This window comes from Herbaspirillum sp. BH-1, from assembly GCF_002870055.1.
GTDB lineage: Bacteria > Pseudomonadota > Gammaproteobacteria > Burkholderiales > Burkholderiaceae_D > Herbaspirillum > Herbaspirillum frisingense.
In genome coordinates, this window is record NZ_PKOI01000025.1 from 43,923 (window position 1) to 66,372 (window position 22,450).

The 22,450-nt window shown below is 61.4% G+C and carries 20 protein-coding genes; 2 read left to right on the plus strand and 18 right to left on the minus strand.

Features of this window, described 5'->3' with window-relative positions; genetic code table 11:
- Positions 1-39: 39 nt before the first annotated feature.
- From HBH1_RS22585 to HBH1_RS22650, 14 genes are all read right to left on the minus strand, one after another.
- Positions 40-933, minus strand: coding sequence for a prepilin peptidase (locus HBH1_RS22585; protein ID WP_102664462.1), 894 nt, complete (start codon positions 931-933; stop codon positions 40-42).
- Between the two features lie 47 nt (positions 934-980).
- Positions 981-1,433 carry a lytic transglycosylase domain-containing protein gene (locus tag HBH1_RS22590; RefSeq protein WP_102664463.1) on the minus strand — a complete coding sequence of 151 codons (453 nt, stop codon included), beginning with the start codon at positions 1,431-1,433 and terminating at the stop codon, positions 981-983.
- Positions 1,434-1,757: a hypothetical protein gene (locus HBH1_RS22595; RefSeq protein WP_102664464.1), complete on the minus strand. Its 324-nt coding sequence runs from the start codon at positions 1,755-1,757 to the stop codon at positions 1,434-1,436.
- Between the two features lie 2 nt (positions 1,758-1,759).
- Complete coding sequence (locus tag HBH1_RS22600) at positions 1,760-4,105, minus strand: polymer-forming cytoskeletal protein (protein ID WP_146012890.1); 2,346 nt, start codon at positions 4,103-4,105, stop codon at positions 1,760-1,762.
- Positions 4,105-5,193 (minus strand): type II secretion system F family protein, encoded by a 1,089-nt coding sequence (locus HBH1_RS22605; protein ID WP_102664466.1) that lies wholly within the window; start codon positions 5,191-5,193, stop codon positions 4,105-4,107. The genes HBH1_RS22600 and HBH1_RS22605 overlap by 1 nt, the downstream gene beginning before the upstream one ends.
- Entirely contained in the window at positions 5,190-6,839 is a 1,650-nt protein-coding gene (locus HBH1_RS22610; protein ID WP_158243319.1) for a GspE/PulE family protein, read from the minus strand. Before HBH1_RS22610 ends, HBH1_RS22605 begins: the two co-directional genes overlap by 4 nt.
- Positions 6,840-6,899: 60 nt before the next feature.
- Entirely contained in the window at positions 6,900-7,580 is a 681-nt protein-coding gene (locus tag HBH1_RS22615; RefSeq protein ID WP_146012891.1) for a hypothetical protein, read from the minus strand.
- Complete coding sequence (gene pilO2 / locus HBH1_RS22620; protein ID WP_102664469.1) at positions 7,558-8,934, minus strand: type 4b pilus protein PilO2; 1,377 nt, start codon at positions 8,932-8,934, stop codon at positions 7,558-7,560. The genes HBH1_RS22615 and pilO2 overlap by 23 nt, the downstream gene beginning before the upstream one ends.
- On the minus strand, positions 8,927-10,615 hold the full coding sequence (locus tag HBH1_RS22625) for a hypothetical protein (RefSeq protein WP_102664470.1): 1,689 nt from the start codon (positions 10,613-10,615) through the stop codon (positions 8,927-8,929). Before HBH1_RS22625 ends, pilO2 begins: the two co-directional genes overlap by 8 nt.
- Positions 10,616-10,633: 18 nt before the next feature.
- On the minus strand, positions 10,634-11,158 hold the full coding sequence (locus HBH1_RS22630) for a TcpQ domain-containing protein (RefSeq protein WP_102664471.1): 525 nt from the start codon (positions 11,156-11,158) through the stop codon (positions 10,634-10,636).
- A 15-nt stretch (positions 11,159-11,173) separates the two neighbouring features.
- Complete coding sequence (locus tag HBH1_RS22635; RefSeq protein ID WP_199181641.1) at positions 11,174-11,896, minus strand: type II secretion system protein; 723 nt, start codon at positions 11,894-11,896, stop codon at positions 11,174-11,176.
- Entirely contained in the window at positions 11,893-12,534 is a 642-nt protein-coding gene (locus HBH1_RS22640; RefSeq protein WP_102664481.1) for a PulJ/GspJ family protein, read from the minus strand. Before HBH1_RS22640 ends, HBH1_RS22635 begins: the two co-directional genes overlap by 4 nt.
- 64 nt (positions 12,535-12,598) lie before the next feature.
- Entirely contained in the window at positions 12,599-13,393 is a 795-nt protein-coding gene (locus tag HBH1_RS22645) for a PulJ/GspJ family protein (protein ID WP_102664472.1), read from the minus strand.
- Positions 13,394-13,588: 195 nt separating this feature from the next.
- Positions 13,589-15,154, minus strand: coding sequence for an ATP-binding protein (locus HBH1_RS22650; RefSeq protein WP_102664473.1), 1,566 nt, complete (start codon positions 15,152-15,154; stop codon positions 13,589-13,591).
- A gap of 9 nt (positions 15,155-15,163) precedes the next feature.
- On the opposite strand from HBH1_RS22650, the gene HBH1_RS22655 reads away from it, so the two are divergent.
- The gene (locus tag HBH1_RS22655) at positions 15,164-15,439 is read left to right on the plus strand and encodes a hypothetical protein (RefSeq protein ID WP_102664474.1); all 276 of its coding nucleotides are present in this window, start codon (positions 15,164-15,166) and stop codon (positions 15,437-15,439) included.
- 962 nt (positions 15,440-16,401) lie between these two features.
- Here HBH1_RS22655 and HBH1_RS22660 read toward each other — a convergent pair.
- The 4 genes from HBH1_RS22660 to HBH1_RS22675 form a co-directional block, all read right to left on the minus strand.
- Positions 16,402-17,814: a sensor histidine kinase gene (locus HBH1_RS22660; RefSeq protein ID WP_102664475.1), complete on the minus strand. Its 1,413-nt coding sequence runs from the start codon at positions 17,812-17,814 to the stop codon at positions 16,402-16,404.
- Positions 17,801-18,487 (minus strand): response regulator transcription factor, encoded by a 687-nt coding sequence (locus HBH1_RS22665; protein ID WP_102664482.1) that lies wholly within the window; start codon positions 18,485-18,487, stop codon positions 17,801-17,803. Before HBH1_RS22665 ends, HBH1_RS22660 begins: the two co-directional genes overlap by 14 nt.
- A 19-nt stretch (positions 18,488-18,506) precedes the next feature.
- Positions 18,507-19,295, minus strand: a complete 789-nt coding sequence (locus tag HBH1_RS22670) for a MipA/OmpV family protein (RefSeq protein ID WP_102664476.1) — start codon at positions 19,293-19,295, stop codon at positions 18,507-18,509.
- Between the two features lie 103 nt (positions 19,296-19,398).
- Positions 19,399-20,307 carry a LysR family transcriptional regulator gene (locus HBH1_RS22675; protein ID WP_102664477.1) on the minus strand — a complete coding sequence of 303 codons (909 nt, stop codon included), beginning with the start codon at positions 20,305-20,307 and terminating at the stop codon, positions 19,399-19,401.
- A gap of 270 nt (positions 20,308-20,577) precedes the next feature.
- Between HBH1_RS22675 and aceB the strand changes: the two genes are divergently transcribed.
- On the plus strand, positions 20,578-22,164 hold the full coding sequence (gene aceB / locus HBH1_RS22680; protein WP_102664478.1) for a malate synthase A: 1,587 nt from the start codon (positions 20,578-20,580) through the stop codon (positions 22,162-22,164).
- Positions 22,165-22,450 lie beyond the last annotated feature (286 nt).

Consider the following 22,450-nt stretch of genomic DNA (forward strand, 5'->3'; position numbering starts at 1 on the left):
TTCTGAGTCACTCATTGACCAGATTGGCGGGTAACAGGCTCAGATCAACATCAAATTACCCACCCACCGCCCCATTTCCCAAAACAGCGCCACCGCGCCCGCGACAGCAAGGTAGGGGCCGAAGGCCATGATCTGTTCGTGGCCGGTGTCGCGCAGGCGCATCTGCCACAGCCCGACCACCGCTGCGCCGGTCGACGCCAGCACGATGATCGGCAGCAGTGGTGCCCAGCCCAGCCAGGCGCCAAGTGCGGCGAGCAGTTTGAAGTCGCCGTAACCCATGCCGTCCTTCCCGGTGAAAAGGCGGAAGATCCAGAAAATACTCCACAGTGCCGCATACCCGGCGACCGCACCCCAGACGGCCTCGCGCAGGGGAACGAAGGCGGCAAACGAATTGAACAAAAGTCCCAGCCAGAGCAGCGGCAAGGTAAGGCAGTCGGGCAAGATCTGGTGATCGAGATCGATGAAGAAGAGGGCGGTCAGCGCCCATAGCAGCAGCAATGCGCCCGCCAGTTGCAGCGTCGGACCAAAGTGCCAGGCGGCGCCGGCAGCGAGCAGGGCGCTACCCAGTTCGATCAGGGGATAGCGCAGCGGGATGCGGGCCTGGCAGCCGGCACAACGGCCGCGCAGGAACAGGTAACTGAGGACCGGAATGTTTTCGACGGGGCGTACCGGGCGCTTGCAGGCTGGGCAATGCGAGCGGGGCGTGGCCAGTGTCAGTGGCGCTACTGGTGTCGCCAGCGTCACTGGTGTCGAGGGCAGTTGTCCTGCGCCCAGTGATTCCTGCTCGTGTGGGTAAGCGTAGGCCGCTTCCAGCATCAATGGCAGGCGATAGATCAGTACATTCAGAAAGCTGCCAATGAAGAGTCCGCCCAGCGCCGTAGCACTGATGACGAACCTGGTGTCGGCGAAAAGCACGTGGGCCAATCCAAACATGCGTGTTCCTTGAGGGGAGGGGAGAAGCGGTGCCGACGCACCGCTGACTACCTGGCTTCTCTGAGCAGATGGCGCAGGCGGGCGATGACCTGGGTGGCGTAGCGGGCGCGCTTTTCCGGGCTGACAGCGTTGTAGGCGCCGAGGGCTTCCCAGCTCACACCCATGCGCTGGAAATTGGAACCGAGTATCCAGGCGCCGACATGGATGTTGGTACAAGCATCAAGCAGGTCAGATTCACTGATGCGGTAGCGCGCCAGAAATCCCAGCCAGCTGGAATTGATCTGCATGATGCCGATGTCGCGCGTGCCGTTGCGGTTGCGATTCAGTGCCCTGGGATTCATGCCTGACTCTTGCTGGGCAATGGCCTGCAGGATCAACGGGGACACGCCATAGCGCGCCCCCGCCTGTTCGAAGCACAGGTTGGCCGCCCCCGCCGGAGCGGCGCACAAGGTGCTCGCCAGCGTGGCGCCCAGTATCAGGGCTTTATAGGGACGGTACATTCAGCCCTCTTCCTCCGGGGCGGAGGGCCTGGCCTCGACCACGAGCGCGGCACTGAGGAAGAACACCGGCGCCCCCAGCAGCATCGACAGCATGATGGCGCCGGGGTAGCTCAGCACCCGGAAGTGACCGAGTCCAAAGGCCAGCAACAAGGTCACCACGCAGAGCACAGGTAGCGCGGCAGAGCGCGTCCGACCGAAGGCAGCGACTGGTACGTCACCCCGTCGTGCGCGCCGCAGGCGGAAGTACAGGTAGCCCAGCAAGAACGGGCCGCCATAGGCCAGGAGCAGGAAGAGCAGGATCAACATCAATTCGGCAGCGTGCATCGTTATTCGGTGGTCAGGTAGGTCCGGCGTTTTTTCTTGAACATGATGAGCTGGTAGTAGTGGATTTCGCCATTTCGGCCTCCACCATCGTTATAGAAGTTGAATTCGAGGTACATCGGTTCGAAAAAGACTTCTCGTCGGTCAGGGCCACTCGGCTTCTTCGGGTTCCCGACCCGCCCATCATCGTCGAGATAGCAATTCATGCAGGTGAAGGCCGGCCTTCTGAACATTGGCTCGGTCCATTCCGACGGTTCCATGGGCGTCATGTAGCTGAAGTGGAATCGCACACGGCTGAAATTCTCGTTGGGATACTTCCCACCGGCCGCTTGGTCAAGCGCATAGAGTCCATCGTCTTCGCCGATCAGTGGTTTGGTGTTTTCCCAGCTATTGATGACTTTGCCATTTTTAAAATGTTTCAGGGTGACCTTTCCGGTAATTGCCTGCCCCCACCACCACGAACCGAGCTGATTGATGTGCCAGTCCATCCAGTGAAAATCGGCTGCCAGATATTCATCGGGGTCGATGATCTCTTCTGTCAGCTTCTTGAACGGCATCCTCCACTGCGCACCACCGCTGCCGTTGGACGTGCACCGCAGGATGCCCGACTCATCACCATTGCGGTTACTTGCCAAGGCATTGATCTGATCGGTGTTGCAGCTGTCCCCTTCTCTGGCGACCTCCGCCTTCGGGCGCGCATAGATGCTGGCCGACCACGCCAGGCCGCCGCTGCTGCTGGCTTGGCAGACCAGCAGGTTGGCTACACCTTGCGCCGTGATTTCAGCAGCCATCATGCCCTTCGTGGTGCAGGGCTGCCCCGATACCTGGCTGCCCATGGCTGCAGGTTGCCATTTATGTTCCCTGCAGATGGCCATCAGGCCGTTGGGCAGATAGGCGGCTGAACCGTCCGGGCTGCAGCTGTCGCCAGCTTTGACCTGGCTCAGGCCATAGTTGCTGTTGGCCGCCTCCCAGTAGTTGGAGGTGCACATCATCAGGCGGCCGTTGCTGTCTTGCGCCAAGGCGAGATTCTCTAGACAGCCCATTCCCACTGTGACGTAATTCCCATAGGCGAGGAGACGGGCGCCGCTGCTAGAAAACTGGGCGCCATTCTCGATGTTAAGGTTGCCGGTGCGTACGCCGCCGTTGGCTTTCAACTGGCCTGACACCTCCAGGGATTTATCCATCTTCACTGGTGCCTTGAAGGTGGCCTCCCCATTGACCACCAGGGACTGGATATCCGTGGCGCCCTGAACCACCATCTTGCCCAGTGCCGTCAGCGTACCTGCGACATCCAGTGTGCTGTTGAGCTTGGCGGCCTTGTCGGCTGTCAGGGTGCCGGTGGTCACGCTGTCGCTGGTCAGGGTGGTCGTGTTCATGCCCTTGGCGTTCACCTGATCCAAATTGGTAATGGAATGGTTGGCAAAATCCCAGTCTGCCGTTGGCTTGAGCGAGCCATCGCGACGAATCAGCTCCAGCGTGGCGGCTGCCGCGTAGCCATTGCGCCACGCCAGGATGCCGGGTACGCCCGTAGTGACGTTTTTCACCAGCTGCTGCACCGGATTGGTCGCGCTCCAGGCACCGGCGTAGGCTTTCAGATCGAACTGGGGATTGATGCTGCTGGTGGTGGCGTCGCGATCGGGTAACCCCGAACTTGCACCCACACCGTTGGACATGCGCAGCAGCGCGGACATGTCCGCCTGCACCAGTGCATAGGGCTGCACGTTGAAGACCAGAGAATCCAGATTGATATCCGTGCCAGCGGGCGTATGTCGAATGAGAATGCTATAGATGTTGCCATTGGGAGCGGGCACGCTGCCGACGGCTGGGCCAGTGGCCACCGTGGCGTTCACCGGCAGCAGTGGCGCGGCAGGAATCTGCTGGTCCACCAGGCCGAGGATCTGCAGGTCGGCCAGTGTCGGCTGCAGGATGTTGTTGATCTTGTGGGGCTGGCTGACGCCAGCGGCATCAATGTAGGTGGTCTCGAAACTGCATCGCTTGTCGCTGCTGAAAGGCGGAGCAAAGTTCGGTTTGGCGCAGCTGTCAGGATAGGTGCTACGGTCAATGATGTGCGGATAGTACAGCGTCATATACGCGCCGACACCATTGTTGATGCGCGCATAGATCGCATTCTGTGCTTCCAGCACGGCGGTCTGGCGTTGCTGCGAAGCCCAGTCGGTGCCAACCGCGCCGGCTGTGCCCAGCATGGCCGTGGTCACCAGTGCCTGGCCAAGTGCGAAACCGCGTTGCCGGCGGTAGGGGGCGCGCCGTGGGTGCCGATGGGGGGCAAGGAGAAGACTGTACCGGGGGAAGCACAGCAGCTGCTGCGCGATGCGATGAAGTAGGGAAGTCATCAGTTCCTCTGCGAGGTTTGTTGGGTTTTCTTTTGCACGGCACTCTGCAGTTGTTGCGTGGTCGCCATGAAGCCCAGCAGCATGGAGGCCAGCGCGACACCGCAGAGCAGAAGCATCACGCTGTTGAGACGGGCAGACGATTTTTCGATGGAGGTGGCGATGCGGTCGATGGAGCCGGTGCCGATCTTGACGAAGGCTTCCACCGGGTCGCGGCGTTCGGAGGCATCCATGATGCGGTCTTCCAGGTCCTGGTTGAGCACGCCGGTGCCGAAGGCGGCACCGAAGTTTTCGGCATTGGCCGAGCTGATGCCGCGCAGGATGCTGCGCACATGCCAGCGCATCCACGGGGTGGAATAGCGCACCGCCTGCTCCAGCGACGAACGCAGGGAAATGCCCGAGCGCATCAGCGAGGCCAGCGAGACGATCAGCATGGCACCCGAATAGTCGCGGTAGACGCTGTAGGGCAGGCGCTTGTCGAACGGTCGTCGGCTTCTCCCGGCCCAGTGGGCCAGTGAATACATGAAGGCGATGAACAGGACCACGTTGAGCCCGATCATCAGCAACCCGTAATGCCGCACGCCGTTGGCAACGGCGGCCAGGGCCTTGCCGGAGGCCGGCCATTCGGTGACGGGCATGATCGATTCCAGCACCGGAATGGCGTAGAACGAAAAGCCCAGCAAGATGGTGTAGAACAGCGCGATCAGGAACAGCGGATACATCACCGCGCCCTTGATGGCAGCCGTCATGCGCTCGGTCTTTTCCACCGTGCCGGACAGGAAGCGCAGGCCCTCGGCCACGCTGGCATCGCCAGCGGTCTGGGCGGCATCGAGCATCATCAGTTCCGAGGTGGGCGCCACGCCCTCCAGCGCCGTGGCCAGGGAGCCGTTGATGGCGTTCCTGAGGATGTGGCGGTAGAGCAGGGCCATGCCCCGGTCGCGCTTGCGGGCGCGCTTCTCGTACTTCTTGAAGGTGGAAAACAGCGGCACCCGGTCTTCCAGCGACATGGCCAGGTCGAAATAGAACTCGGCCCGGCGTGCGCGCAGCTGGCGCTTGGCCATGCTCAGTTGCAGGCGTTCAAATAGATTCATGAGCTTCCCTTTTGCACGATCTGGCGGAATCCTTTGGGATGACCAAAGGTGGTCTTGAAGTAATAGGGGTCGATCTGCCCCTGGGCCAGGCTGTAGAGGGCATGGCCCCAGGCGGCCTTGCCGCGCATGTCCGGGGCATCGAAGGGGCCTGCACGGGTGGCGTGGTAGTGGTCACGCGCATCCAGGTCGCGACCGGCCAGCAAGAGCCGCAGCAGGTCGTTGTCGGGCGTGATCACCTCGGCCGCCACGCATACGCCACGGGTGCCGGCGTGGGTCAGCGCGCTGTAATCCACGCCGGGGATGCGGCAATGGGCGCAGCCGCTGTCGCTGGCGCACATCATCTGGTCGATGTCGAGACCGAAGACGGTTTCGTAGGCGTTCAACTCCTCGGCCGGCACGCGTTCCCTGGCGGGCTGCTTGCAATGCGGGCAGTTCCTGGGCAGCAGCGCCTGATAGACCAGGATGGACAGGAATTCCGGATTGCAGACGGCATGCCGGTCCAGTCCCACCATCTTGGAGGTCAGGCGCGAGACGATGCCCAGGGCCGAGGTGGCATGCACGGTGGTAAAGATCTTGTGGCCGGTCTCGATGGCGGCCTGGGCGATTTCGCCGGAGAGCGGATCGCGCACCTCGCCGAACATGCCGATATCGGGGTCCAGCCGGAGAAAGGCCCGCATGGCGTTGAGGAAAGGGTTTTCCGCGCCGATGGCATTGGTCCGCTGCACCGAGAGATGGGTCACGCCCGGCACGATGTACTCGACCGGGTCTTCGATGGAAATGATCTTGCGTTCTCCACCGGCCGCCAGCATCGACAGCATGGAGTTGAGGGTGGTGGTCTTGCCCGATCCGGTCACGCCGGCCACGAACACACCGCCCCAGGCCGATTGCATGGCCAGGTCCAGCTGCTCCACCTGGCTGGGCAGGTAGCCCAGTTCCGGTAGGGTCTTGACCTTGCTGGAGGAACTGGCGCTGGAATGCAGGATCCGCAGCACCACATCGAAACCGCCCACCGAGGGATGGCTCTGGTAGCGCAGGGTGAAATCGCGGTCCTTGTTACGGATCGGGATCATGGCCTGCTGCGGCAGACGGGCATTGAACGCCGCATCCGAGCGCGACAATTCCTCGGCCTGTACGGTAAAGGCAGCGCTCACGGCATCGATGACGATCTGTGCCGGATAGCTGCCGATGCGGCGTATCACGCCATCCACGCGGGCGTTAAGCGTGGCATGGTCACCGCGCACCTCGAGATGGGCATCGCTGGCGCCGATTTCGATGGCGCGCCCGACCATGTCGGCGAAGTAGTTCAAGGGCTTGGATTCGGCGATGATCAGGTCAATCCCCGATACCGCCCTGGTCGCCGCCGCCTCATGGTTGGCGGCGACCTGATAGTCGAGGACCTCGAAGACGATAGGCTCGGCGGTGAAGAACATGCGTGGTGTCTTGCCGTCGCGCTTGAGGCGGTCGAGGATGTGGAACCATTCCGAGGACAGGTTCACGCCCCGGGTGGCAAGCATGGCAATCAGGCCCGCTTCCATGTTCAGCGCGGCGATGCGCTCCTGGTTGAAAGTGCGGTATTTTTCGGCCGGCCACATCTCCAGCACGCTACGGAACTGCGGCAGTTCCTCGGCGCGTCGGAGATGGGCCATTTCCAGGCCCGTCGACTGATTTTTTTCGGGGAGCATGTTGATGGCGGTCATCCCGGGGGATCAACGTGAGGCCGGTGTCGTATTACCCATATTGATACGATCGCCCGGATTCTGGGGCTTGCCACCGAATTCGAGCGCTGCGGCGCGGCCTCCGCCCGGTAACTGGCTAGCCAGATGACGTGCCTGCGAGTCGGCTGTGAGTTGCGAGCGCGAATCGTCGCTGCCCTTGGGGACGGAGAGGAACAGGCAAGTTTCATGTTGCTGGCAGGCTTGCACTGTCGTGCCATTTCTTGTGCTACCAGCCTTGATGCGATCCTGCGGACTCTTGGTCAGCAGAACACCTTCTTCCATGAGCGTAATGTATTTCCAAGGTCCCATCTTACGCAGCGGTCCAGGCACCAGCACTACGCGTGTCTGGCCATTGACGTCGAGTTCTGCCTTGTAATTGCGGTCGATACCGTACAGGGCCAGCAGCACCGGACTCCTTTCCACCTGGGGCTCAGCTTGAGCGTCCTTGGTGGGGCTCTTGCTGGCTGGATTGATTCGGGCGGCGAACTCCCGTTCTCCTGCTTGCTTGGCCAGCTTGATCATGTCGCCCAAAGTGGCACTCTGGTCGAGGCGAGTGGCACTCTCATTGGTCTGGGCCACCGCGTCCGTAGCGTGAGAGGGCAGCACTACGCCCAGCAGCATGGCGATGAACGTAATCATCAGCGGCAAATTAGAAGTCTTTACCTTTTGCATAATATTTTCCAGAGAGCTTGTAACGGGTCTTTTCTGTGGGCGTAGCAACCTTGTCCGTGTCGAGTTCGACGGTGAAGCTATCGATGGTCACGTAGTCTTCCAGCACGATGTCTTCCAGGGTCCATAGCGGCCCCTCGATGCTCCAGGCGGCGTTGACCACCGGGCGCACCAGCTGGTTGACATCTCCTTGTCCGGCGAACAGTATTGCCGGTTCCACGTGGACCTTGATGTCCGCGATTGATAGATCTTGTAAGGTGCTGAAGAACTTCGAGGACACTGTGCTACGAAGCGGCAGCGCGCCGCGTGTCAGTTTCGGTGGTGGAGGGGCTGCGGCCGGAAGGGCGTTGCCGGTCGCAGGATTTTCCAGGCGATGTTGCGTCACGAGCTGTGCTCTTGTCAGATCGTCGGGCCTAAAGACGTCGTATTGCGGTTGGCCCATTGCCGACTGCGGCAGTGCATGCCCGAATTCGGCAAAATTGCCGTAACTGCGGATCCACGAGGCGTTGCATAGCGCGGGCGTGCATTCCACCTTGTTTAGCCGCCAGCCATTGATCTGCAGTGGAATTTGCTTCATGCCACCCACCATTCGCTGCAGGCTGATCTGGCCGATACCGGTAACGGCCGCCAGATCAACGTCAATCTTGCTTTCGTAGACGATGTTGGGATCGCTGGCGATGCGTGCTTGCTCATCGGCGAGCTTCTTGTCGCGGGCCAGCTTATAGGTGACCGCCCCGAAGCCGGCCACGAACACGATGGCCGACACCGCCAGCAAGGCGACGATTTGCCTGATGTCGGGAATCTTCTTCAGACGCACCTTGGACGTGACTTCGTCCAGCACGAGGTCCCAGTCGATCTCTTCCACATTGCCAAGCAGATCGACTGCGCCCAGACGCCGCACCGAGCCCACGTCGGTCAGTTGCAGGAAGGTATTGATGCGTTCGCTCACCACCTCGGCGTTGCCGATGACATCAAACCCTGGTACCGGCTGCCCGTCCCGCAGCACGATCAGGCAGCTTCGCCTGGCATCGACATGAAAGGCGAAAATTTCTTCGCCGCCGTGGGAACAGTTCCGGCTCAGTAGCAGTGCCAGCGAGGCCAGTGCGCCACGCCCCTTGCCGTGCCCGCCAGGGTTGGACGTGAAGAAGCCGATCTGTGTGCCATCAGGCGTGATGCAATAGCTGTGCTCACCCTCGGCCCGGGCCTCATTGAAGAGTTTGCTGCGCTCGCCCTTGTTCAGTGGCACCCAGCGCAGGCCGGCCACGAGAGCCACCTTGTTCTTCTGGAAGACGCGGCTGTGATCCATTTCCGGCTTGGCCCGGCGGGCCGTTTTCTTTTTGAGTAGAGTCTTAAACATCGGTCAGCCGCGGGGTGATCAGGATCACGAAGGATTGCCGGACATTGGAAGCGGTCTTGCTGGCTGCCAGACCATCGACGCTGCCGCTGTTGCTGGAATTTGTCTGGGCTTGGTCATACCCCAGCATGACCAGCGTTTCACCCGAGGGCACCACCATGCGCTGGCCCACGGTGAAGGCGCTCACATTAGGCAATTGAATGGTTTGGCCAGCTGAGCTGAACGAGGGCAGCCCTTTCAGACTGGAGATGTTGATATAGGTTTGCAACAGGACCTGGTTGGAATCCAGTACCACCGGCAGGAAGGCCAGGGACATGCCAGTACTGATCTGGCCCGGGGTCAGGCTGGGGCCGGTGGTGGTGACGCTTCCTACCTGCCCACCTGCGACCACCGCCGCCTGGGTCTGTTTCAGATAAGCCTGCTGGTTGACCACCATCAACGGTACCGAGACCCGGTTGGAGGTAACGGCGACCCCCGAATAGGTGGTCGAGACCCGGCCAAACGTCTTGAGCAACTTGATCATCGCGTTAGTGCCGTTGCCGTTCTGGTAGCCGATGGTGAAGGGGCTGCCGGACTGGCTGGGCAACAGCGCTGCGGGGGTGGTTGACGAGAAACTGTTTCGCACCATGTTCCAGTCGATGCCGGCCGAGAATTCGTCGTTCAAATGTACCGACAGCACCTGGATTTCCAGGCTGACTTGACGCATCAATGTTTTGTTGACTTGCTCGATGTAATTTTCTACCGCCTTCATCGGCTCGGCAGCATCGGTCACCGTGATCACGCCCGATTTGGCGTCGACCGAAAATTTACCACCACCGGAGATCAGCGAACTCAGGGTCTTTTCGATACCGCCCCAGAAGTCGGACTCGAAGTCCATGCTGGCCGAACTGCCCCCAGCCCCACCTCCTCCGCCGTCGCCACCAGTCGAGGCCGACAGCGAGGCGGTGTACTTGAAGGAGGAGCTCAACGTCTTGACGAAGAAGGTGCGGGTGCTGACGCGATAGAAGAGGATGCGATCGTCTTCGTACTTCCACTGCAAACCGGCGCGCACGGCCACGTAATCCAGCAGGCCCGCAAACGTGCCGGCGTAATTGAGTTCAAAGGTGTTGCCATACGTCTGGCTACTGAAGTTGAGGTCGCTTAGACTCTTTTCGCCAAAGGCGCTTTTCTCACCCGCGCTGCCCCGCGAGGCAGCGCCCGGAAGCGGCAAGGCAGCGGCTGCCAGCGCCTCGCCGGCCGTGCCGCCGACGGCGAAGCGCGAAGCCGGCATGAGGGCGTCTGGTGTGAGTAGCATGGGCACGCCGGTCTCGCTGGCGATACGCTCGACAATGGTGGCCACGGAATAACGTCCCGGGAAGCGGAAGGCTACCTGGCGCAACGCGTCTGGAAGGGTCGCTTCGCGTGAGAGCGGCACGGAGCGCGTGGCGATGGTCAAGCGGGTGTCCTTGACAGCATAGGCCGGGCGCGGTTGGGCCGTGGTCAGATCGGCACGGGAGCTGTCAGTCCGGTTGACGACTTTGTCGAGGGTCTGGTCGGCCTGGCGCCAGGTGCTGCACGCGGTGCACAGGACGCTGATGCCTAAGAGCAGGGGAAGCGAGCGAGCATAACGGTGGCCTTGCTGCAGACGCGGCACCGCCACAAGAGGGTACCGCTTCGGGGGGGCGATGAGCTGTTCGATGTTCATAAGTTACCTTGATAGGCCTCAGCGGGCCTTGCCTTCCAGATAGCGGCCTATGCGGATGATCCGCAGCTCGCTGTTGATGCGCGCCTGCACCGGATAGTCGGTGGTGGCCAGCGACTCGATCACGACGCTGACGACTTGCTCGATACGGCCCGACAACTGCAACTCGGTCTCGATGGGGAAATCGCGAGGGGCATCCCATACCAACTGCCAGCCAGCCTCTTGCCCCCAACGCTGCAACATGCGGCGCACAGAGATGTCGGTACGTCGCACCTGCCATTGCTGCACGCCTGGGTCGGGATGCTGCTCTATTGCGGAGATCCCGATGCCGTCGGACAGATCGGGGGCACTGGATGCTCCATTAGGCAGCCAGACCGAGGCTCGCCGGCTGGTTGCCGGTGTCACCGCCTTGGCTGGATCTTGTTCCACCGCTTGCTGGGCGTGGGCAGGAAGGCAGGCAGCCATCAGCACAAGAGGGGGAAACCATTGACGACCCAGGAGGGTGACGCGGGCGGGATGGATAAGGAAGGCTGAGACTTTTTTCATATGGTCATGTCATGCTTAGAGAGCGTGGTTGTTACCGGTGAGGAAAAGGGTGAAGTAAGGTCGATTGATCTCACACAGGTCGCTCAGGGCGGCGGGACTGAGAGGGGCATAAGGGTCGGCCTTGATCACATATACGTCGGCCAGCATAGTGGTCAGCGCGCGGCTTGGATTCAGCTCGACCGAGCCCAGCGCAGAAGTCGCGATGTTCCCGCCACCATGTGCCGCGCCGGCCAGGGCATGCCTTAGTTGAGCGGTATTCAGCGTCGATTCCAGACTCTGTGTGATGTCCGTGCACAGTCGCATGGGCAGACCTGTTACCTGCAATACCCAGTTGGCATTGCCCCCCCCGTTTAACGGACCCAGGAATATTTGGCCACCCCATGGGTTGGTGATCACGGGAGCCGTGCCGGCACCGGCACCTACGTATTGCCGGGCCACGGCTGCGCCGTTGGCCAGTGCGCGGTTGTCGATCGGCGTGTTGCCGTCAGCGGTCACAAAGAAATTCTGGAGTGACATCATCGTTTGCTGCAGAAAATGGGACGAGGAGTCTACCTGGGCCTTATCCAGCTGCTGGCGCAGCATCTCCAGCGAAGCCACTGCCAGAATGGCCGCAATAGCCATTGAGACGGATAACTCGACCAGCGTGAAACCACACTGGCGCAGCAGCAAGGGCAGGTGGCGTGATCCGACATGGACGCGTCCAGTGTCGAGCCGTCGAAGTAGGAAGAAAGGAATCATCGTAGTTTTGATTTCAGTAACAGCACGCCGACATTGCTACCAGCATCCTGGCATGCACTCGCAAGCGCAGTGGGAACAAGATCCTGGGTCAGGTTCTTGGCGATGCGCGGAGCTGCAACGCTGAAACCTGCGCTGATGGCGATTTCCGGTACGTTCGTATTGACTGTGAAATTGCGGGTCCAGCCATTCGGGGCACCCATCCCGCCGGGAAAGACCACAAGCGCATCCGCAATCGGTGCGGAATGGAACAATAGGTCGGCGCACAGCTCCGCCGGGATGGCATCCATATACAAGCCCCAGATCAAAGCGGGGGCGTCATTGAGCGGTGCCACACCCACGGCACCGCGCAATGGATGGGTCACGGTCACTTTGTCGGTGGCGCGGTCGGTGATGACGAACCGGTTGAATGCGCCGAAGGACACTGCCTGTCGCAAGGACAGGCCGTCATAGCTGGGCAACTGGGCATAGACGTCGGTGATGCGCTGGATGGCGTCGCCATTCTGCGCCGAGAGTTCTTTGATTGTTTGTTGACGGAGCAGCGATGTGGCGCCCGCAATACTGCCTAGCACGACCATGCCGGCCAGCGCCACAACCACGGAGAGCTCTACCAGCGTATAGCCGGATTGATGGATTTTCATTGGGAAACTCCGATCTTTCCCCAGCAGGTCATCGCTGCAGGGGAAGATCGACATCAAGTAAGGCTTACTTCCAGTTGACCATGGCGATGGTCACTGTGTCGTTGTTGGTCCCGCATGCTGTGCCACCGGACATTGCAGCAACATCCAGTGCGCTGTTATTGACGGTACCTTTTACCCGGACACTTCCTGCTGGGGGCGCAGTGACGGTCCCCTCGAACATGGCCATTCTGAGGGTTAGCGCGTTGTCCACCGTGAATGCTGGTGTGCCGACGACAGCTTCTGGTGCGACGAGCAGACCCAGAACACCGGATGCGGCAGCGGAGCTCACTACATCGGCACATGCTGCACGGGGAATGCCGGCATATATCACGGCATAGGCAGAGGCGTCTGGCGGTGCTGCTGCCGCTCCTCCTGCTGCTGCTCCTCCCGCCGCTGCTCCTCCCGCCGCTGCTCCTCCCGCCGCTGCTCCTCCCGCCGCTGCTGTCGGACCACGGAAATTATTTGCGGCCTGAGCCAACGTCTGATAGCCAAATCGGTGAGTCGCCACCCTGTTGTTGGCAGGGCCAGTGATGTCGAAGGCACCATCGAAAGCGCCAAAGCCGATGGCCACTTGGGTGGTCAGGCCGTTGAAGTTGGCAGATCGGGCGTACATTTTGTCGATCTGCGTTAGCGTGCGAGGGATGCTACTTACAAGGTCATTGGCCCGCGTTTGACGCAGCACCACCTGCACCAGCGCAATGGCCGAGACCAGCAGCACGCCGGCAATGGCAACAGCCACTGACAGTTCGACAATGGTGAAACCGCTTTGCGTACGTGGAAGGGGGCGCGTCTTGTGTATTGCGTGAGGGGAGTAAAGCATTTTTAGTATTCCTTGAACTTCGTTAATGCCGTCTGAAAGGACGGCTCTGGTGATAAAACATGGGATGACCAATACAGGCGGGCGATGTGCTCGGGCCAGGCAAGCAGGGCGCCGACGCAGTTTCGCGGACTTGTCCGTCTTGATCTGTGTTGCATGGTCGTTATCGTCGGACTGGCGATTTATTTCCTCACGGGTCTATCTCCTTTCTCGTGGATCGAAACGCTTCGCCTGGATCGGCAAGACGAAGCGACGGGAATAGCTCAATACCCGCATGAAGCCGGGCAGGCGGAATTGCAGGATGTCGTCCTTGACGGCAGCAAACAGGTTTTGCACCGAGGCCAGGGCATCGACATCGATGTCGCTGGAGAGATGGCCGATGAAGAAATTTTCGGTCTGCGTCAGCAGGGAGTAGCTGACCGAAGTCGGCGACTGGGTGGAATAGACAATGCCGATGCCGAACTTGGCACCTTCCTTGGCGAAACGGGCATAGATGTCGGTGGTGTTCTTGCCGGCGGCCTCGACCGGGAAGATCATGTGCGCTTCTTCGAAGTAGATCTGCACGAAGCGCCCGGCCAGGGTGTTGGTGATGAACTTGTGTTCCTGCTGCTGGAACACGGCGGTGGAGATGATGCGCGAGAAGTAGCGCACGATGCGTTCATTGGCCGCGCCCAGGTCGATGATGACGGTCTTGCCGGTGTCGATGGCGCGCAGGGTGTCGTGCAGAAAATCGCTGGCGTTGGCGGAGTGGAACTGCAGGCATTCGCGCAGGAAGTAGGATCCCACGCCGTTGGTCTGGCAAAGCAGTTCTTGCACCACGCGGTCTTCTTCGTCGAACAGTTCGGTGCGGCCCACGCGCAGGTTGGGGTCGTTTGAATACTTGAGTGCGAAGGCCGAGAGCACGCGGATCTCCTCGGTCATCTCGAGGAAGCTGGTGGGCATCGGCGGCGGCACTTTCGATTTGATCGCCTGCCAGGCTGCCATGCGCAGCGCTTGCGTGAAGCCCACATTGATCAGTCCGCGTGTAGCGATTTCGGCGCAGACAGCCTCGCCCGGATCGAATCCTGAATCCTGCAGCAGCGTCCAGAACAGGCAAAGCTTGCGGAAGGCGACGGCGCTGTCATGGGTGCGCCCGCCTTTCAGCGCCGATAGTGCGGGGAAACGGATCATCAGGAAGTTGCGCACCTCAGGGATATCCAATACCGAGGGCGTGAGCAATTCGGAGAAGATAGTCAGGGCGGCTTCCGGGATGTCGTAGAAGTTATAGCGAAGGAACTCGCCGTTGCCGCGTGGCTGGGTCGAGAGGTAGTACACCTGGACGCGCTCGGGGTAGGCCGAGGCAATGGAAAAATTGCCGTCCTGGGGATTGTCGTTGGCGTATTCGCCGTTGACGTCGAACACCAGCTGGCCGACTTGACCGCTCTCGCGGGTGGCATTGAGCACGCCTTGCATGAGCAGCTTGACGACGTTGGATTTGCCCAGCCGGGTCTTGCCGAACATGGCGGTGCGCTTGCCCACCACCTCATTGACGCTCATGGCCACCGGCATCGGGTACGCAGGTTTGCTGGTATGTTCGCCCCAGCGCACATGGCCCAGTTCGAAGGTTTCGCCAACGTCATCCGATAGCGCCAGCAGGGCGCGCAGGATGGGCTCGGACAGGACGTAGCATGCGCAGGAGGGCGAGAGCATCAGCGCACCATAGGCCGGTAGTCCGGCATAGTAGGACAGCCTGCCGCTGCGCTGGTCGACGCGGCAGCTGCCCATGACACGGCAATGCAATTTGCACGTGGTGGTGTGGTCATCACGACGTGCCGTCACTTGCAGGAATCGCGCGAGGACAAATTCCTGAGTGCCGTTGGTGGACCAGTCAGGCGAGGCGATGGCGAGGAACTGCCCAGGGACAATGCCCGCGTGACTCAGCCGTTCGTAAGACGAGCCAGCGGTGACTTTCAGGCCGTCCTGAGTTTCGAGCAGACCAAGGCTATCTTCTCGCGCAAAAAACATATCGTCGTATCAAAAATGAGGTGGGTGATCGGGTTCCAGAAATAGCTGAAACCTGTTTCACATCGTTCCAACCATGAAGCCGATTTGCCGACCTATGGATTGAATTTCTTCCTTGCTTGCCATTCTGTTCCCGAGCTAATTCGATCAGTCCCGCAACGCAGAGCGGTTCTGTCTTGCGGATTCGCGGCGACGGCAGTGATTGAGGTGGGTGGCTTCGCATCCGATTTGTGCTCTCGACGGATGTGGACGGAACACTGGGGCTGACACCCGATGACGTCGACGATGAGAGAGGAAGGCGAGAGCGTTGCTCATGGCTTTATTGGTGGAGCGGCTGCGAGATGCTCCACGGCGGTAGCGCTGCAAATCATTTATTCGGAGCGCTAATTTATTCCAAAATTTTTCGCCAGGACATTCACAAAGGACGAGATTTATTCATAAAAAATCAGCACCCGTGCAAAACAATTTCATATTTTCTCTATGCGGATGTGTCGTTGCATGTCACTGGCGGCTGCCGGTTTCTCTGATTGCGAGATACGGCGCGATGTCAGTTCGGTTCCCCGGCGGCGCCAGCCTGCTGGCGGAATTTGCATGACGACGCTAGCCGTTGGAATTTCACTTTGAAGGGGAGGGGGGCGGGTCGCTGCCAGAAGTGATCTCCTGGTTATTTCCCTGCGCGCTCGCGGCGCTGGTGGGCGATCTACGTTCACGCCCTTGCCGCGCCGATGTGGCAGGTCGAAAGTGTTTGATCAGATGGGGCAGGTCATGCGTGTCAACGCGGGACCCGTTCTCGCGGACGGAGAGGTGAATAGCACTAGCGTGCAGTGAAAAAGGGGGGGGCGCCGCACACTGATTGGCACAACGGGTGATGCCTTAGCGTCGCATCGCCCTGAGTGCAGCCTGGTAGCCCCACCACTGGCTTTCTCAGCTGATGCAGATGGTCAGCGTATTCCGGCTCAGCGAGGGCGAACCGTTGGTCCGACGCGACTTTGACGTCACGCCGGCCGGGCCTATGCTGCCGGGTTGAATCGCACTTCGAAGACGGCCCCGCGCGGGCCGTTGCCTGCCGTGATTTCCCAGCCATGCGCCTGGGCGATCTCGGCGCAGATGGATAATCCCAGCCCCGCTCCCTGGTCGCGTCGATGCGGCCCGCGCCAGAAGCGCTCGAACAGGTGGGGCAGGGCCTCCTCCGCAATGCCCGGTCCCTCGTCGCGCACCGACAGCCGTCGGGCATTGGCATGCAGCGTCACGGTCCCGCCCGGCGGGCTGTGATGCAGGGCATTCTCCAGCAGGTTCTTGCACAGCACCCCCAGCGCCCCCGGGTCGGCCAGGATCATGGATGGCGGCGCACTGTCAGCCGGCCCGATCACCACCTTCACCGCCATCTGCTGCGCCAGCCGCTCCAGCTGGCTGGTGGCCTGCGCCCAGGCAGCCTGCGGTGAGGTCTGCTGCATGCTGTAGTTATGGCGTTCGCTGGCTTCGGCCAGGGTCAGCAGTTGCTGCACCTGGCGTGCCATGCGGTCGATATCCTGCAGCAGTATCTCGCCATCGGCGACGTCGCCCAGTTCGACCTGGCCGCGCATGAGGGTCAGTGGCGTCTTCAGTTCATGGGCCGCGGTGGCCAGGAAATCCCGCTGCTGGCGGTAGCCCTGTTCCAGCCGGTCCAGTGCCAGGTTCACCGAGTGGAACAGCGGCGTGATCTCGCGGGGCACGTCCTGCACCGACAGGCGCGCCGACAGATTGTCGATGTCGATGGTGGCCGCCGCATTGGCGGCCCGGCGCAAGGGCTTGAGCAGATGATGCAGGGTCACCGCCACGACGATGGAAAACAGCAGCGCGCAGACAATGGCGCCGATGATGATCATCCAGGTCAGGCGCTGCCCCTTGTCATCCTGGATGATGCGCAGCAGGCGCTCGCTGCGCATGACCTGGACGTAGTAGTTGCGGCCGCCATGTTCGAACTGCCGGGTGAGTACATGCAGGGTGCGACCATCGACACGTAATTTCAGTCGCGTCGGTGCGGGCGTGAAGGGATTGCCCGGCTCGGCATAGGGCTGGGTGATGCCATCCGAGGCCAGCAGGACACGGCCCTGCTCATCCAGGATGCGATAGACGCTATCGGCCTTGAGGATTTCGTAGGCGGCGTCGTCCTTGTCGTTGATGGCGGTGCGGTAGGGGCGGTCGTTCTGGTCGAACTGCAGGCCCTTGATGACCTGGCTGGCATTGTTCTTCAGCGACAGGTCGGTCAGCAGATCCGGCCCCCAGCGCAGCATCAGCGTGATGACACCGATGATCACGGCACCGGTAACCGTGAGCACCAGCGCGGTGACGAGCTGCAGGTGCAGGGCCAGGCTGCGATGGCAGCAAGCCCGGGAGGGGGCGACGGTGGCGCCGGCCAGGTCGGCGGTTTCAGGTGTCTTCATGGGGCAATTTCAGGGCGTAGCCCAATCCGCGCTGGTTGACGATCTGCACGACGGAATCGATCCCGGCCAACTTGCGCCGCAGGCGATGCAAGGCCACGTCCAGCGCATTGGGCGTGACCGGCTCGGCAATACCCCAGGCGGCAGCCTCCAGCGCGGTGCGGCGCGCCGTGGCGCCGGCTGCGCGCACCAGCACCAGCATCAGCTGCAGCTCGGCCGAGGACAGGGAAATCGACTCCGCTCCGCAGGCCATGCGGCTTTCCATCGGGTCGATGCGCAGGTCGCCGTGTTCCGGCGCCAGGCTCTGCTGCTGCGGTGCGCGTCGCATCAAGGCGCGCACGCGGGCCACCAGTTCTTCCATCGAAAAGGGTTTGGGGAGGTAATCATCCGCGCCGGCCTCCAGCCCGTCGATACGATCGTGCAGGGCGTCGCGCGCGGTCAGCATGAGGCAGGGGGTATCGATGCGGCGGGCGCGCAACTGGCGCACCAGTTGCAGGCCGTCGCCATCGGGTAGGTTGCGATCCAGCACCAGGGCCGGATAGCGGATCTGTGCCAGGCCGATGGTGGCCTGGGACAGCGTGCCGTAGACATCGGTCTCGATGCCCGCCGTCGCCAGCGCCCGGCTGACCAGCGCGGCCATGCGTTCATGGTCTTCCAGCAGGGCGATGCGATTCATCATGAAGGAATGGACCCCGTCAGAAGTGGTAGAGATAACCGGCGCGCACCCCGGCGGCGCTGCTGCGATCGACCAGGGGGCTATCGGTGATGCCGCTGCCGAAGCGGGTCACGCGCAGATCCAGGAACAGCGACTGCGAGGATGTCATCTGCCAGTCGGTGCGCAGGCCACCCACCAGGTTTGCGGTCGAGCTGCCCTGGTAGAAGGCGCGACCGGCCCGGACCTCGTTGCTGCGTACGCCGAAGTAATAGTCCACATAGTCGCTGCTCATCCAGTTCACTCCCAGGTAGGGTACCAGCGTAAAGCGGCCGCTCTTGAAACGGTGCTCTGCGCGCAGTTTGACGGTCTGCCCATGGCTGTTGCCGGATGCATCGGCCAGCCATTCCAGGGACAGGTCGGCATACGGGTTGCGCCACAGGGCGGCACCGCCCAGCCAGAAACCACCCTTGCGCTTTTCCATGCCATTCAGGATGGGCGCATCGCTGCCTTCATAGCCTTCATCGGCATACTGCGCCCGCAGCGAGAAGCCGACCGGACCAACGGCACCCAGCTTCAGGTCGGCCGTGGTGCCGAGCAACCGGAACCGGGGGCCATTGTACATAAGCAGGGGCAGCGCCCGGGTGCGATTGCCGTAGCCGGCATAGGGACTGCGTTCCACGCCCACGCCGGCACCCAGCGCCCATTGGCTGCTGCTGCCGCTGTCGGCAACGGGCTCGGTGGTGGCGGATTGCTGGCCGTGGGCCAGGAGGGGCAACATCAGTAGCGCGGCGCAGGTCAGGGGCGTGCGAGGAGAGAAGCGGATCGACATGGGGACTCCAGGGGAGGGGAAAGACGTCAAGGGGAATGCGACGCCGGCATCATCCCGTGAGCTGTCTTACCGCATCCTTACCTGCGGCACATGTCAACAGTGGTCATCTGGCCTGTTTCCAGTAATCCGGCTGGGCATATGCATGCCGCAGGAAATCCACGAAAGCGCGGATACGCAAGGGCAGGTGGCGTCGCTGTGCGAACACGGCGTAGATGGAGGGGGCCGGAGCGGCGAATTTGTCCAGCACCGTGACCAGTTCCCCGGCCTCGATGGCGGCGCCGACTTCCCACATCGAGCGCCAGGCCAGTCCGCGACCGGCCAGCGCCCAGTTGTGTAACACCTCACCGTCATTGCAGACCATGTTGCCCCCCACCTTGTAGACGCTGACCTTCCCCGATTGCTTCAGGGTCCAGCCGCGCTGGCTGCCTTCGCTGCTCATGGCCAGGCAATTGTGACGCACCAGCTCATCGGGGGTCTGCGGCGTGCCATGGCGACGTAGGTAGGAGGGGGCAGCGACGATGACGCGGTGGTTTTCCGCCAGCTTCACGCTCACCAGGTTGGAATCGGTCAGGGTGGCGATGCGGATGGCGACGTCTATTCCTTCACCGATGACGTCGGCAATGCGATCGTTCAGGTTCAGCGTGAGCGTGACGTCGCGGTGCTCGGCCAGGAAGGAGGGAACCAGCGGTGCCACGTGCTGGCGTCCGAATCCGGCCGGGGCCGAAATCAGCAATTGCCCGCTGGCGCGGGCACTGCGTTCGGAGACGGCCGATTCGGCATCTTCCAGGTCGGCCAGGATGCGCTGGCAGTCTTCCAGGAAGGCGGCACCTTCATTGGTGAGGACGATCTTGCGGGTGGTCCGTTGCAGCAATTTCACGCCCAGGCGCTCTTCCAGTGCGTCCAGCCGGCGGCCTATCATGGCCGGGGCGATGCCCTCGGCGCGGGCGGCGGCCGAGAGGCTGCCACGGGTGGCGACCTCGGCAAAGGTCGAAATCTGCTTGAACTGGTCCATGCTGGTCCCTGGGAAGAGGCTGGAATCGGGGGCAAAGCCGCGCCGGGAGTGGCACAGGCCGCATCATCACTACCTGCGGATTATCTGCTCACTTATGACTAAAACGCAAAGATAAAGTGATAAAAGCTTCCACTCATAGGGATTTTGTTTAAATATACTGCGTACATAAAGTGCGTGATGCGATGCAAAAAGCGACAGCGCATCAGGCACAATCATGAAAACAAGATAAACAAGCTCACCTAGTCCATTTTTCTTTTTGAGGAGTCCAGCATGACGCAATTGAAGCTGCCCACCGGCATGGAAATCTCCGGCGAAATCAAGCCGGGTTACGAAAACGTCCTGACCTTCGAGGCCCTGTCGCTGGTCGCCAAACTCTCGCGCGCCTTCGAAGGCCGCCGTCAGGAACTGCTGGCCGCCCGCGCCGAGCGCGTCAAGCGCCTGGATGCCGGCGAGCGCCCCGACTTCCTGAAGGAAACCGAATCCATCCGCACCGGCGACTGGAAGATCGCGCCCATCCCCGAGGCACTGAAGTGCCGTCGCGTGGAAATCACCGGTCCGGTGGAACGCAAGATGGTCATCAACGCCTTCAACTCGGGCGCCGACAGCTACATGACCGACTTCGAGGATTCCAACTCGCCGGTCTGGGATAACCAGATCAGCGGCCAGATCAACCTGTCCGACGCCATCCGTCGCACCATCTCGCTGGAATCCAACGGCAAGAGCTACAAGCTCAACGACAAGATCGCCACCCTGGTGGTGCGTCCGCGTGGCTGGCACCTGGATGAAAAGCACGTCACCCTGGACGGCAAGCGCATCTCCGGCGGCATCTTCGATTTCGCCCTGTTCCTGTTCCACAACGCCAAGGAGCAGCTGGCCCGTGGCGCCGGCCCGTACTTCTACCTGCCCAAGATGGAGTCGCACCTGGAAGCGCGTCTGTGGAACGACATCTTCGTCATGGCGCAGAACGAGATCGGTCTGCCGCAAGGCACCATCAAGGCCACCGTGCTGATCGAAACCATCACCGCCGCCTTCGAGATGGAAGAAATCCTCTATGAGCTGCGCGAGCACAGCGCCGGCCTGAACGCCGGCCGTTGGGACTACATCTTCTCCTGCATCAAGAAATTCAAGAACGACAAGGACTTCTGCCTGGCCGATCGCGCCAAGGTCACCATGACTTCGCCCTTCATGCGCGCCTATGCATTGCTGCTGCTGAAGACCTGCCACAAGCGCGGCGCCCCGGCCATCGGCGGCATGAGCGCGCTGATCCCGATCAAGAACGACCCGGAAAAGAACGCCGTGGCCATGCAGGGCATCATCAACGACAAGCGTCGTGACGCCACCGACGGCTACGACGGCGGCTGGGTGGCGCACCCGGGCCTGGTCGAGGCCTCGATGAAGGAATTCGTGGCCGTGCTGGGCGACAAGCCCAACCAGTTCGAAAAGCAGCGTCCTGATGTGGACGTGAAGGCGGCCGACCTGCTGAACTTCCAGCCGGAGACCCCGATCACCGAAGCCGGCCTGCGCTACAACATCAACGTCGGCATCCACTACCTGGGTGCCTGGCTGGCCGGCAACGGTTGCGTGCCCATCCATAACCTGATGGAAGATGCGGCCACCGCCGAGATCAGCCGTGCCCAGGTGTGGCAGTGGATCCGCAGCGCCAAGGGCAATCTGGAAGATGGGCGCAAGGTCACGGCCGACATGGTGCGCGCCATGATCCCGGAAGAGCTGGCCAAGGTGAAGCAGGTGGCTGGCGACGGTCCTACCTATGACCGTGCGGCCAAGATCTTCGAAGAGATGTCCACCTCCGAGACCTTTGCCGAGTTCCTGACGCTGCCCCTGTACGAAGAAATCTGAGTCAGATCCGCTTCAGTCAGAATGAACATCCCCGCCACTCGCAAGAGGGCGGGGATTTTTCATGGGCCGGAGTGCTGTCGAGGTGATGTGCAGCTCGTCCGTACGGCATATCCCGGCCAGCTGCAAAAGCGACAGACGAAAAAAATCCCCGACGAGTCGGTAATGCCGTTCAGTTAAGATCTTTTTTGATCACGCGAACGGTATATCGCTGAGGTGGGGCTTTCACGGTCCGGTCGAATTGTCGACCGGACCGTTCTTCATTGAGCAGAGTAACCAGTCTTTGTCG